This is a genomic window from Cupriavidus sp. 94F1 (assembly GCF_057798875.1).
The window spans coordinates 91,024-103,439 of the sequence record NZ_JBYOJT010000003.1 but is presented as its reverse complement, the minus strand read 5'-3'; the positions used below and the strand labels follow the sequence as shown (position 1 = coordinate 103,439).

Annotated in this window: 12 protein-coding genes; 5 read left to right on the top strand and 7 right to left on the bottom strand. The window is 65.6% G+C overall.

All coding sequences use genetic code 11. The features are described from left to right. Nucleotides 1-9: 9 nt before the first annotated feature. The 4 genes from AC3FJ6_RS08190 to AC3FJ6_RS08175 all read left to right on the top strand — a co-directional run bounded on the left by AC3FJ6_RS08190 (nucleotide 10) and on the right by AC3FJ6_RS08175 (nucleotide 4,789). Nucleotides 10-1,086, top strand: a complete 1,077-nt coding sequence (locus tag AC3FJ6_RS08190) for a branched-chain amino acid ABC transporter permease (RefSeq protein ID WP_400393757.1) — start codon at nucleotides 10-12, stop codon at nucleotides 1,084-1,086. A 42-nt stretch (nucleotides 1,087-1,128) separates the two neighbouring features. Beyond that, complete coding sequence (locus tag AC3FJ6_RS08185; protein ID WP_488771443.1) at nucleotides 1,129-2,466, top strand: ABC transporter substrate-binding protein; 1,338 nt, start codon at nucleotides 1,129-1,131, stop codon at nucleotides 2,464-2,466. A gap of 237 nt (nucleotides 2,467-2,703) precedes the next feature. Beyond that, on the top strand, nucleotides 2,704-3,519 hold the full coding sequence (locus tag AC3FJ6_RS08180; RefSeq protein WP_400393760.1) for an ABC transporter ATP-binding protein: 816 nt from the start codon (nucleotides 2,704-2,706) through the stop codon (nucleotides 3,517-3,519). Between the two features lie 19 nt (nucleotides 3,520-3,538). Further along, entirely contained in the window at nucleotides 3,539-4,789 is a 1,251-nt protein-coding gene (locus tag AC3FJ6_RS08175) for a phenylacetate--CoA ligase family protein (protein WP_488771442.1), read from the top strand. 28 nt (nucleotides 4,790-4,817) lie between these two features. Here the strand turns inward: AC3FJ6_RS08175 and AC3FJ6_RS08170 are convergent, their stop codons facing one another. The 7 genes from AC3FJ6_RS08170 to AC3FJ6_RS08140 all read right to left on the bottom strand — a co-directional run bounded on the left by AC3FJ6_RS08170 (nucleotide 4,818) and on the right by AC3FJ6_RS08140 (nucleotide 10,540). Then, entirely contained in the window at nucleotides 4,818-5,297 is a 480-nt protein-coding gene (locus AC3FJ6_RS08170) for a YbaN family protein (protein ID WP_228771005.1), read from the bottom strand. 30 nt (nucleotides 5,298-5,327) lie between these two features. After that, entirely contained in the window at nucleotides 5,328-6,305 is a 978-nt protein-coding gene (locus AC3FJ6_RS08165; protein ID WP_488771441.1) for an NAD(P)H-dependent flavin oxidoreductase, read from the bottom strand. A gap of 362 nt (nucleotides 6,306-6,667) precedes the next feature. Beyond that, nucleotides 6,668-7,861: a class I SAM-dependent rRNA methyltransferase gene (locus AC3FJ6_RS08160; protein ID WP_488771439.1), complete on the bottom strand. Its 1,194-nt coding sequence runs from the start codon at nucleotides 7,859-7,861 to the stop codon at nucleotides 6,668-6,670. Nucleotides 7,862-7,865: 4 nt separating this feature from the next. After that, nucleotides 7,866-8,174, bottom strand: coding sequence for a DUF493 family protein (locus tag AC3FJ6_RS08155; protein ID WP_092603078.1), 309 nt, complete (start codon nucleotides 8,172-8,174; stop codon nucleotides 7,866-7,868). Nucleotides 8,175-8,215: 41 nt separating this feature from the next. Further along, complete coding sequence (locus AC3FJ6_RS08150) at nucleotides 8,216-9,421, bottom strand: D-alanyl-D-alanine carboxypeptidase family protein (protein ID WP_153949047.1); 1,206 nt, start codon at nucleotides 9,419-9,421, stop codon at nucleotides 8,216-8,218. A gap of 43 nt (nucleotides 9,422-9,464) precedes the next feature. Next, nucleotides 9,465-10,109 (bottom strand): alpha/beta hydrolase, encoded by a 645-nt coding sequence (locus AC3FJ6_RS08145; protein ID WP_488771437.1) that lies wholly within the window; start codon nucleotides 10,107-10,109, stop codon nucleotides 9,465-9,467. Nucleotides 10,110-10,219: 110 nt separating this feature from the next. Further along, nucleotides 10,220-10,540: a (2Fe-2S) ferredoxin domain-containing protein gene (locus AC3FJ6_RS08140; protein ID WP_092603084.1), complete on the bottom strand. Its 321-nt coding sequence runs from the start codon at nucleotides 10,538-10,540 to the stop codon at nucleotides 10,220-10,222. 462 nt (nucleotides 10,541-11,002) lie between these two features. Between AC3FJ6_RS08140 and AC3FJ6_RS08135 the strand changes: the two genes are divergently transcribed. Beyond that, nucleotides 11,003-12,292, top strand: coding sequence for a dicarboxylate/amino acid:cation symporter (locus tag AC3FJ6_RS08135; RefSeq protein ID WP_400395160.1), 1,290 nt, complete (start codon nucleotides 11,003-11,005; stop codon nucleotides 12,290-12,292). Nucleotides 12,293-12,416: the final 124 nt, after the last annotated feature.

The following is a 12,416-nucleotide window of genomic DNA, read 5'->3' as shown; positions in this document are numbered from 1 at the left end:
GAGAATTTCATGCTCTACCGCGAATCCGGACAGTTCAAGACCAGCTACGTTGCCGACAGCCAGATCTTCCCGATCCGGCAAGATCGTATTTTCTTTGCTTTGTTGATGGTGGTGGCGTTTGTCGTCATCCCGTTCGCGGGCAGCGAATACTGGTTCAACGCCATCCTGACGCCGTTCCTGATCTTCTCGCTGGCGGCGCTGGGCCTGAACATCCTGACCGGCTATGCCGGACAGCTGTCGCTGGGCACGGCGGCCTTCATGGCCGTGGGGGCCTATGCGGCCTACAACTTCCAGCTACGGATCGAAGGCATTCCGGTGGTGCTGACGTTCATCCTGGCCGGACTGTCGTCGGCACTGGTGGGGGTGGCATTCGGGCTGCCGTCGCTGCGGATCAAGGGCTTCTACCTGGCCGTGGCCACGCTGGCCGCGCAGTTCTTCGTGGTGTGGGCGCTGACCAAGTTCCCCTGGTTCTCGAACAACAGTTCGTCGGGCGTGATCACGGCGCAGCGGCTGGACCTGTTCGGCGTGGCGATCGATACCCCGATCCGGAAGTACCTGTTCGTGCTGGCCATCGTCACGGTACTGGCGATGCTGGCCAAGAACCTGGTGCGCTCGGCCACGGGCCGCGCCTGGATGGCCGTGCGCGACATGGACGTGGCCGCCGAGGTCATCGGCATCCCGTTGATGCGCACCAAGCTGCTGGCCTTCGCCGTCAGCTCGTTCTACTGCGGCGTGGCCGGGGCGCTGTACGCGTTCTGCTACCTGGGATCGGTGGAGCCGGACGGCTTCTCGCTGGACCTGTCGTTCCGCATCCTGTTCATGATCATCATCGGCGGGGTGGGCAGCATCCTGGGGTCGTTCCTGGGCGCGGCATTCATCCTGCTGCTGCCGATCTTTCTCGATAACGTGCTGCCGACGCTGGCCGCGCTGCTGCACCTGCCGTTCACCAACGCCACGGTGTCGCATATCCAGCTCATGGTATTCGGCGCGCTGATCATCTTCTTCCTGATCGTCGAGCCACATGGCCTGGCCCGGCTCTGGCAGATTGCCAAGGAGAAGCTGCGCCTCTGGCCATTCCCGCATTAGTCGTTCCCATAACAACGCCCGTTCGAGGTGAAGGAGACTGTGATGACAACCGTATTCCGCAATGTGCAGCGCGCCGCCCTGGTGGTCAGCGTCGCGGCTGCGCTGCTGGCGCCGGCCCTGCCGGCCCTGGCGCAGGCCAATGACCAGTTCGTGGCGCTGCCCAGCTACCGAGTCGGCCCGTATGGCTCGAACGGTCAATCGTTCTATGGCGGATTTGTCGATTACCTGAACTACGTCAACCTCAAGGAGGGGGGCGTCAACGGCGTGAAGCTGTCGTGGGAAGAGTGCGAGACCGAGTACAACAACGCCAAGGGCGTGGAGTGCTACGAGCGCCTGAAGGCCAAGAACGGCCAGAGCAAGGGCACCGCGTACCACACGATGTCTACCGGCATTTCGTACGCGCTGGTCGACAAGACCGCCGCCGACAAGGTGCCGCTGGTGATGATGGGCTACGGCCGCACCGATGCCGTCGATGGCTCGGTGTTCCCGTACGCGTTCCCGCTGGTCACCACGTACCAGATGCAGGTGTCGGCCATCGTCAAGTATCTGGCGTCGAAGAACGGCGGGTCGCTGGCCGGCAAGAAGATCGTCTACCTGTATCACGACTCGGCCTACGGCAAGGAACCGATCGTCGCGCTGGAGGCCGAGGCCCGGCTCGGCAAGTTCAACCTGGTGGAGATTCCGGTGGCGCACCCGGGCAACGAGCAGGGCGCGCAGTGGCTGAAGATCCGCCAGGAGAATCCCGACTACGTGATCTTCTGGGGCTGGGGCGTGATGAATCAGACCGCGCTGAAGGCGGCCCAGAAGGTGGGCTTCCCGCGCGAAAAGATGATCGGGTCGTGGTGGGCCGGCTCCGAGGAAGACACCACGCCGGCCGGCGACGCCGCCAAGGGCTACATGAGCGCCACGTGGAACGTGGCGGGCAAGAGCGTGCCGCTGATCGCCGATATCGAGAAGGTGGTCTACGGCGCCAACAAGGGCAACATGCAGGACCGCAACAAGGTGGGCTCGGTGCTCTACAACCGCGGCGTGTCGGCGGCGGTGGTGACGGTGGAGGCGATCCGCGTGGCGCAGGCCAAGTTCGGCAAGGGCAAGGTCATGACCGGCGACGAGATGCGCTGGGCCTTCGAGAACCTGAACCTGACCAGCGCGCGCCTGCAGCAACTGGGCGCCACGGGCCTGCTGCCAGAGATCAAGACCAGCTGCGATAACCACGAGGGATCGGGCAAGGTGAAGATCCAGCAGTGGGACGGCACCAAGTGGGTGGTGGTGTCGGACTGGATCGAGGGCAACAAGAACCTGATCCATCCGCTGTTCAAGGCCACGGCCGCGCAGTACGCGAAGGAGAAGGGCATCACGCCAGCCTGCATGAAGTCGTAGTGTCCGCTTGCCGACGGTTTTCTCCCCTCTCCCGCTGTGCGGGAGAGGGGCCGGTGGAGAGGGTATTGAGGCTCAAATTGCGACGTGCCGAGTCTTGATGCGCCGGGCCCTCTCCCCCAACCCCTCTCCCACAAGTGGGAGAGGGGAGCGGATCAGCAGCATCTGAAGCACCATCGGTTTTACTCCCCTCTCCCGTTGCTTTGGGAGAGGGGAGTAAAACCAGTACAGGGACAAGACATGACCCTTCTATCCGTCAACAACATCGAAGTCATCTACGACCACGTGATCCTGGTGCTCAAGGGCGTGTCGCTCGATGTGCCAGAGGGCCGCATCGTGGCGCTGCTGGGCGCCAACGGCGCGGGCAAGACCACCACGCTCAAGGCCATCTCGAACCTGCTGCATGCCGAGCGCGGCGATGTCACCAAGGGATCGATCGAGTACCGCGGCCAGCGCGTGGACCAGCTCACGCCCAACGACCTGGTCAAGCGCGGCGTGATCCAGGTGATGGAAGGCCGCCACTGCTTCGCGCACCTGACCATCGAGGAAAACCTGCTGACCGGGGCCTATACGCGCGGCTTGTCGCGTGGCGAGACGCGCGACGCGCTGGAGAAGATCTACGACTACTTTCCGCGCCTGAAGACGCGCCGCAAGTCGCAGGCTGGCTATACCTCGGGGGGCGAGCAGCAGATGTGCGCGATTGGGCGGGCCATGATGGCCAAGCCGTCGATGATCCTGCTCGACGAGCCGTCGATGGGCCTGGCGCCGCAGATCGTGGAGGAGATCTTCGAGATCGTGCGCGACCTGAACTCGCGCGAGCGCGTGAGCTTCCTGCTCGCCGAGCAGAACACGATGGTGGCGCTGCGCTATGCCGACTACGGCTACATCCTGGAAAACGGCCGCGTGGTGATGGACGGCGAAGCCGAATCGCTGCGCACCAACGAGGATGTCAAGGAGTTCTACCTGGGCGTGGCCGCCAACGACGCCGAAGGCGGCGCGCGCAAATCGTTCCGCGACGTGAAAAGCTATCGCCGCCGCAAACGCTGGCTGGCCTGAATCTCCCCTGGACACCGATATGGCTGAATACTTCGATTCGCTGGAGACGCGCGCCCCTGCGGAGCGCGAGGCCGCGCTGCTTGCCGCCGTGGCGCGCCAGGTCGCGCATGCGCAGGCACATGCACCGTATTTTGCCGAAATCCTGGGCGACTTCGATGCACGCGAGATCACCTCGCGCGATGCGCTGGCGCTGCTGCCGGTCACGCGCAAGTCCGAACTGAGTGCGCGCCAGCGCGTGGTGCCGCCGCTGGGCGGGCTCAATGCCACGGCGCTGGGCGGCCTGCGCCATGTGTTCCAGTCGCCGGGGCCGATCCACGAGCCCGATGGCTTTGCCGCCGACTGGTGGCGCACGGCGCGCGCGATGTTCGCGGCCGGCTTCCGGTCTGGCGAGCTGGTCTACAACACGTTTTCGTATCACTTCACGCCGGCCGGGATGATGATGGAATCGGGCGCCCACAAGCTGGGGTGCTGCGTGTTCCCGGCGGGCGTCGGCCAGACCGAATCGCAGGTGCAGGCGCTGGCCAGCCTGCAGCCCACCGCCTACGCGGGCACGCCCTCGTTCCTGAAGCTGCTGATCGAGAAAGGTGACGAGATGGGGCTGCCGTGCGCCAGCCTGTCCAAGGCACTGGTGTCGGGCGAGGCCTGCCCGCCCGCGCTGCGGGGCTGGCTGCAGAACCACGGCGTCACGGCGCGCCAGATGTACGGCACGGCCGATGTCGGACTGATCGCCTTCGAGACCGACGGCGGCGACGGCTGGGTGGTGGACGAAGGCGTACTGGTCGAGATCGTCGAGCCGGGCGGCACGAAGCCGATGCCCGAAGGCGAGGTGGGCGAGGTGGTGGTCACCGTGCTCGGCAACGGCGACTACCCGCTGATCCGTTTCGGCACCGGCGATCTGTCGGCCATCGTGGCCGAATCGTCGCACAGCGCCAGCCCGTGCGGGCGGACCAATATCCGGCTGAAGGGCTGGCTGGGGCGCGCCGACCAGACCACCAAGGTCAAGGGCATGTTCGTGCATCCGGGGCAGGTGGCCGAAGTGGTGCGGCGCCACCCCGAAATCCGCGCGGCGCGGCTGGTGGTGACCGGCACGATCGGCGCCGACGTGATGACGCTCCATTGCGATACCACGCGCATCGACGAGGGCCTGGCGCTTGCCGTGGCCGATTCGATGCGCGAGGTCATGCGGCTGCGGGGAGAGGTCCGCTTCGTCCCGCCCGGGTCGCTGCCGCAGGACGGCAAATCGATCGAGGACGCGCGCAGCTACGACTGATTGCCGTGGCTCAGGGCCGGCGGCGGCCCTACGCTTGCGACGACGGACCGTCGCTGGCCTCGGGATAGCCGCCGCGCGGCCGTGTGGGCAGCCGTACCATCCAGACCGTCACGGCGATGCCGATGGCGATCAGCGTGAGCGACGACACGGGCCGTGCGCGCAGCAGCCAGGCCGTGATGCTCATCGACGTCCACATCATCGACAGCGCCAGGCACTTGGCGCGGAACGGAATGCTGCGGTGGGCCTGCCAGTCACGCACCAGCGGCCCGAATCGCTCGTGCGTGATCAGCCAGTTGTGGAATTTTTCCGACCCGCGCGCAAAGCACGCGGCCGCCAGCAGCACGAACGGCGTGGTCGGCAGCAGCGGCAGGAAGATGCCGATAAAGCCGAGCACCAGGCTGATGACGCCCAGCGTGACCCAGAATGCGCGGATCACGCGCTCCCGGTGCGTGAGCGTGCCGGGCAGGTCGGCGGGGCCGGTCGGTGTTTCGGGGTCGGAAGAAGGCAACGGTTCAGGAAAAGGGGCGCCAAAACGCCCTTATGCTACCAGCCCCAGCCGGGCGCGCGCCGCATCGTACTCGGCCTTCATGCGCGCCACGATCTCGCCGGCGGTGGGAATGTCGTGGATCTGGCCCACGCCCTGGCCGGCACCCCAGATGTCTTTCCAGGCCTTGGCCTTCGAGCTGCCGCTCGAAAAATCCATCTTGCTCTTGTCGGCCACGGGCAGGTCTTCGGGGTCCAGGCCCGAATTGACGATGCTCTCGCGGATGTAGTTGCCGTGCACGCCCGTGAACAGGTTCGTGTAGATGATGTCCGAAGCGGCCGAACTGGTGATCGATTGCTTGTACTCGGCGCTGGCATGGCCTTCCTGCGACGCGATGAAGCGCGTGCCCACGTAGGCGAAGTCCGCGCCCATGGCCTGGGCGGCCAGCACGGCATCGCCGGTGGCGATCGATCCGGACAGCGCGATCGGACCGTCGAAGATCTTGCGCACTTCGCCGACCAGCGCGAACGGCGACAGCGTACCGGCATGGCCGCCGGCGCCGGCCGCCACCAGGATCAGCCCGTCCACGCCGGCCTCGATGGCCTTTGCGGCGTGGCGGAGGTTGATGACGTCGTGCAGCACGATGCCGCCGTAGCTGTGCACGGCGTCGATCATTTCCTTGGGCGGCGCCCGCAGCGACGTGATGAAGATCGGCACCTTGTGCTCCACGCACACCTTCACGTCATGTTCCAGCCGCGCGTTGGACGCGTGCACGATCTGGTTCACGGCCAGCGGGCCGACGGGCTTGCCGGGATTGGCCGCCCCGAATGCCGCCAGTTCTTCCTGGATCTGCGTCAGCCATTCGTCGAGCAACTCGGCCGGGCGCGCGTTGAGCGCCGGAAACGATCCGACGATGCCGGCCTTGCACTGGGCCAGCACCAGTTCGGGATAGCTGACGATGAACATTGGCGACGCAATGACGGGCAGGGCAAGGTTCTGCAGGGCTGGCGGAATGTGTTTGGCGGCAGGCATGGTGTCTCCTCGAATCCGTCTGATGAAATGACGCGGACAAGCGGTGCGAAATGCACGGTCGTTCGATTATAGGGAGTTTCGCTGGGGCGCGGAGTCGGGGTAGAGGCTCCAGTCTATGCGATGCCGGCAGCGATGCCCTCCCCTATCCCATGCAGTGGGAGAGGGGAGAAAGAAGGGCTGGAGGCAAAAAAAGCCCCGCTGGGTTAGCGGGGCGATTACCACGAAGACTGATAAGAAGAGACGGTCAGGCACCTGCCAATGCCTTACCGTGAGACGAATCTTAGGCAGTGAATATGACCACCGGAAGACAGTTCCGAGGCAATTCCGGAAAACCCGTCACCGGACGCGTTTCCCGGCCCCGACTAGATCTTTTCCAGCAGCAGACCCTTCAGGTATTCGCCTTCGGGGAAGGCCGCCGACATCGGGTGATCGGTGCCGGCCGACAGGCGGCGCAGGATGCGGGCGTCGGCGCGGGCATCGGTGGCGGCGCCGGCCACGATCTTCTGGAACAGCTCCATGCTGATGGCACCGGAGCACGAGTACGTGAACAGCAGGCCGCCTGGGCGCAGCAGCTGCATGCCGACCAGGTTGATTTCCTTGTAGGCGCGCGCGGCACGGTCGATGTGCTGGGCCGACGGGGCGAACTTGGGCGGGTCCAGCACGATCAGGTCGAACTGGCGGCCTTCGGCGCGGAACTCGCGCAGCATCTTGAACACGTCCGCATCGAGCCAGGTGGCGCGCCCGGCGTCGAAACCGTTCAGCGTCACGTTGCTGGCCGCGATCTTGAGCGCCTCGCCCGACGAATCGATCGACGTCACCGACTTCGCACCGCCACGCAGCGCGGCCAGCGAGAAGCCGCCCGTGTAGCAGAAGCAGTTCAGCACGTCGCGGCCCTCGGCCAGGTCGCCCACGAGCTTGCGGTTGTCGCGCTGATCGACATAGAAGCCGGTCTTGTGGCCGTTGCGCACGTCCACGTAGTAGCGCACGCCGTGTTCGGTCACCGACAGCTGCGGATCGGGCTCGGCACCGGCCAGCACGCCGGTGACCAGTTCCAGCCCTTCGCGCTGGCGCACGGCCGCGTCGGAGCGCTCATATACGTTCGGGCAGCCGGTTTCCTTGATCAGCGCCTGGACCAGCGCGTCCTTCCACTGCTCCACGCCCGCGGCGTTGAACTGGCAGACCAGCTGGCCGGTCTCGCCCTGGCCGTAGTAGTCGACGATCAGGCCCGGCAGGCGGTCGGATTCGCCGAAGATCAGGCGTACCGCGCTGGTGTCACTGACCCAACGCTGGCGGTGGGCCAGCGCGGCCGACACGCGGCGCTTGAACATGGCGTGGTCGACCGGCTCGTTTTCGTCGAATGTCCATACGCGCACCCGGATCTGCGATTCGGGGCTGTAGGCGCCGCGCGCCAGGAAGCGGCCATCCGCGCTGCGGACGACCACGGTCGAGCCCGCCTCGCAGCGGCCTTCGGTGGAGGCGATGCCCGTGGCGTAGACCCACGGGTGGCGCCGCAGCAGGGATTTTTCCTTGCCGGGCTTCAGGGTGATGACGTTCATGTGGTTACAGCACCACCTTGACCATCGGGTGCGACGTCAGCGCACGGTACACGCTGTCCAGATGCTCGCGGCTCGTGACGTACACGGTCACGGTCAGCCCCAGGTAATTGCCGTTGCGCGACGGACGCATCTCCATCTTGCCGGCGTGGAAGTTCGGGTCGAATTCCTGGATCAGCGTCACGATGGCCTCGGCAAAGCCGTCCTGCATGGCGCCCATGACCTTGATCGGAAATTCGCTCGGGTATTCGATCAGCGACTGCTCGGGCGGGATGTCACCCGGGATCAGCGGACCGTTGCTGGAATCTGTCGTCATCTTGCGTAACCTTGTGCGCGCTCCATTGCGCCTGCTTGCGCTTACTTGCGCTTGAACCAGAGGCGGATCGTATCCCACAGCCGGCCGAAGAAGCCCGCCTCGGGCACTTCCTCCAGTGCCACCACCGGGAACTCGCCCACCTTGTTGGTGCCGTCCATCAGCTTGACCGTGCCCACCTGCTGTCCCGCGGCGATCGGGGCGATCAGCAGTTCCTGGCGCTCCAGCACCGGCTTCAGGCGGCCGCCCGTGCCCTTGGGCACCGTCACGAACGTCTCGTTGGCCACGCCGATCTTGACCGTGCTGGCGCGGCCCTTGTAGATGTCGGGCGTGGCCAGCACCTGACCCTTGTCGTACAGGCGCAGCGTGTCGAAGAACTGGAAGCCGTAGTTCAGGATCTTCAGGCTTTCCTGGGTGCGGATCTGCTCGGTGGCCGTGCCGATCACGATCGACACCAGCCGGCGCGTGCCATTCGGCACATTGGCCAGCGGGCGCTGGGCCGACGAGATCAGGCAGTAGCCGGCGGACTTGGTGTGCCCCGTCTTCAGACCGTCCACGGTCGGGTCGATGTACAGCAGGCGGTTGCGGTTGGGCTGCCTGATCTTGTTATAGGTGAACTCCTTCTGCGAGTACATTCCGTAGTACTCGGGGAAGTCCTTGATCAGGCGCGTGGACAGCGTGGCCAGGTCGACCGCCGTGGTGTAGTGGTTCGGATCGGGCACCCCGTCGGTGTTCGTGAAGTGCGTGCCCTTCATGCCCATGCGCTGCGCTTCGCGGTTCATCATCGCCACGAAACCTTCTTCCGAGCCGCCCACGGCCTCGGCCAGCGCCAGCGACGCGTCGTTGCCCGACTGCACGATCAGGCCCATCAGCAGGTCGTTCACGCTGACCGGCTTGCCGGCCTCGATGAACATGCGCGATTCATCGCTTTTGACCTTGCGCACGATCTCGGTCGGCGTGACGGTCTGGTCCAGCGTCAGGCGCTTTTCCTTGAGCGCCTCGAACACCAGGTAGGCGGTCATCAGCTTGGTCAGCGACGCGGGCTCGATGCGCAGGTCGGCATTCTGCGACGCCAGGGCCTGACCGCTGGTCACGTCGTACAGCATCCACGACTTGGCGGCCACCTGCGGCATCGGGACGCCCTGCGCCAGGACGGCGGCGGGGGCGGCGGCAAGCACGGTGGCAAGCGTTGCGGCGACGGCAACGGGAGCAAGGGCGGATGCGAAATGCGGCGTGGCTCTGTTCAGCATGGGTAGTGTTCCAACGATAAAGGGATGGCGCGGGCGGGACGGTTCACCGTTCCCACGCGTTGACGACAAGCTGCTTGATCAGGTGCAGCTTGCGGTGAAATAAGTGGTCGGCGCCGGGAATGACGATGACCGGCAGTTCCTGCGGACGGGCCCAGTCCAGCACGCTGGCCAGCGGCACGGTGTCGTCCTGTTCGCCGTGGATCACGATGGTGTCGGCCGGCACGGTGGCCACGTCCCAGCGGCTGGTGGCCGTGCCCACCAGCACCAGCCGCTGCGCGGGCGTGCCCGCTTCGGCCAGGCGGCGTGCCACGTGCGTCTGCACGAAGCTGCCGAACGAGAAGCCGCCCAGCGCCAGCGGCAGCGCGGCCACGTCCGGCGACCACGCGGTCTGGGCGCGCATCCAGTCGATCACGGCCAGCAGGTCGTCCTGCTCGCCGATGCCCTGGTCATGCTCCCCGGCCGTGCCGCCCACGCCGCGGAAGTTCGGCCGCACCGTCGCATAGCCCAGCGCCACGAACGTGCGTGCCAGCGTCTGCGCCACCTTGTTGTCCTTGGTGCCGGCGAATAGCGGGTGCGGATGCGCCACCAGCGCCAGGCCACGCACCGGCTCGTTCTGCGGCAGATCGATCGAGATGTCGATGGCGCCGACGGGGCCGGCGATGGTGGTGACCTGGGTATGCGCGTTCATGGCGAGAGGGCAGGAAGGTTCGGCGACAACAGCACGACAAAAGCGGCACGGCAAAAGCGGCACAACAAAAAACCGGGCAGGCGGCCCGGCACGGCCCGGCGGGTACCGGATCAGCGATCGACCATCAGGCGTTCGACGGGCTTGCCGTGAATCAGATGGCTGTCGATGATCTCGTCGATGTCCTGCTCGTCGACGAAGGTGTACCAGACGGCCTCGGGGTAGACCACCAGCACCGGACCAAGTTCACACCGGTTCAGGCAGCCGGCCTTGTTGATGCGCACGCGGCCTTCGGCGCCGGCGATGCCCAGTTCCTTGCAGCGCTTCTTGGCGTATTCCTGCATGGCCTTCGCATTGTGATCGGCACAGCAGGCCTTGCCGTCGTCGCGCTGGTTCAGGCAGAAGAAAACGTGGTGCTTGTAGTAGCTGCTCATGGCGGCGAACTGGACTGCGTGGCGCCGGACCGCGGTAACGCGGGCGCCTGGCGCGGCATGAATCGAGGAAGCTCGGAATTATACGTGGTCGCGCGCGCCGTTCCGCGCGGCGGCGCTGCCCGGAATGCCGGAAATCGCGATGCGCGTGGCCGTCCGGCGGGGGCTCCGGCGGCCGGAGACGGCCTCACACGTGCCTGACGCGGCACTTTTTGGGCCGAAATCGGCCGGTAGCCGTCCGAATTCCCGGAGGCACCGATTCCGGATTTCCGGACTCCCGGATCGATCCGCCCGCCGGTACGGATGTCTTCTCTTGCAAATCAAGGACTTGGCGGCGCCGGCGTGCGTGGCACGGCTGTTGCAAATAGTTACTTCCAGACGCGCCGCCCGCTCATCGCGGGCCAGGCGTGCGACGTGGGCGCCTTCCGAGCGCCCGGCACCGGTCAAAACACCGAGGACGACATCATGAGGAAACCCTTTTACAAGATCCTGTACGTGCAGGTCCTGTTCGCGATTGCCGTGGGCATCCTGCTGGGACATTTCGCGCCGGCCACCGGCGTGGAAATGAAACCGCTGGGTGACGCGTTCATCAAGCTGATCAAGATGATCATCGGCCCGATCATCTTCTGTACCGTGGTGTCCGGCATTGCCGGCATGCGCGACATGAAGAAGGTGGGACGCGTGGGCGGCAAGGCGCTGCTGTACTTTGAGATCGTGTCCACGTTCGCGCTGCTGATCGGCCTGATCGCATCGCACGTGCTGAAGCCCGGCGTGGGCTTCAACATCGATCCGGCCACGCTGGACACCAAGACGATCTCGCAGTACGTGTCGAAGGCCCACGGCCAGAGCACGGTCGAGTTCTTCATGCACATCATCCCGGACACGATCTTCAGCGCGTTCGCCAATGGCGACATCCTGCAGATCCTGCTGGTCTCGCTGTTCTTCGGCTCGGCCCTGGCCATCATCGGCGACCGCGCGCAGATCATCCACGACATGGTCGACCAGGTGTCGAAGGTGTTCTTCCACATCGTGCACGTGATCACCAAGGTGGCCCCCATCGGCGCGTTCGGCGCCATGGCCTTCACGATCGGCAAGTACGGCCTGGGTTCGCTGATTCCGCTGCTGAAGCTGATCGGCACGTTCTACTTCACCGCCATCGTGTTCGTGCTGGTGGTGCTGGGCACCGTGGCGCGCCTGACCGGCTTTTCGATCATCCGCTTCGTCGCGTACATCAAGGAAGAACTGCTGATCGTGCTGGGTACCAGCTCGTCGGAAGCCGCGCTGCCGCACCTGATGGAGAAGATGGAAAAGCTGGGCTGCTCGAAGTCGGTGGTCGGCCTGGTGGTGCCTACCGGTTACTCGTTCAACCTGGACGGCACCAACATCTACATGACGATGGCCGTGATCTTCATCGCCCAGGCGACGAACATCGAGCTGACCCTGATGCAGCAGCTGACCATCCTGGCCGTGGCCATGGTGACGTCCAAGGGCGCCAGCGGCGTGACCGGTTCGGGTTTCATCACGCTGGCGGCCACGCTGGCCGTGGTGCCGACCATCCCGGTGGCCGGCATGGTGCTGATCCTGGGCATCGACCGGTTCATGAGCGAATGCCGCGCGCTGACCAACATCATCGGCAATGGCGTGGCCACCGTGGTGGTGTCGGCCTGGGAACGCGAGCTTGACCGCGCCCGCCTGAACCGCGTGCTGCGCGGTGGTGGCGATGACAACGTCGAACTCGCCGACGCCAGCGCCTGACATGTCTGGCCAGGTGCCCGCCGACCCGCTGAACGGCGTCGCGGGCACCCCGCAGCATCCCTCCGCTGGCTCGGGAGCCCCCCAAGGCGGCCAGCGGGTATCATCGGCGCGAGAGCTTTCGCCC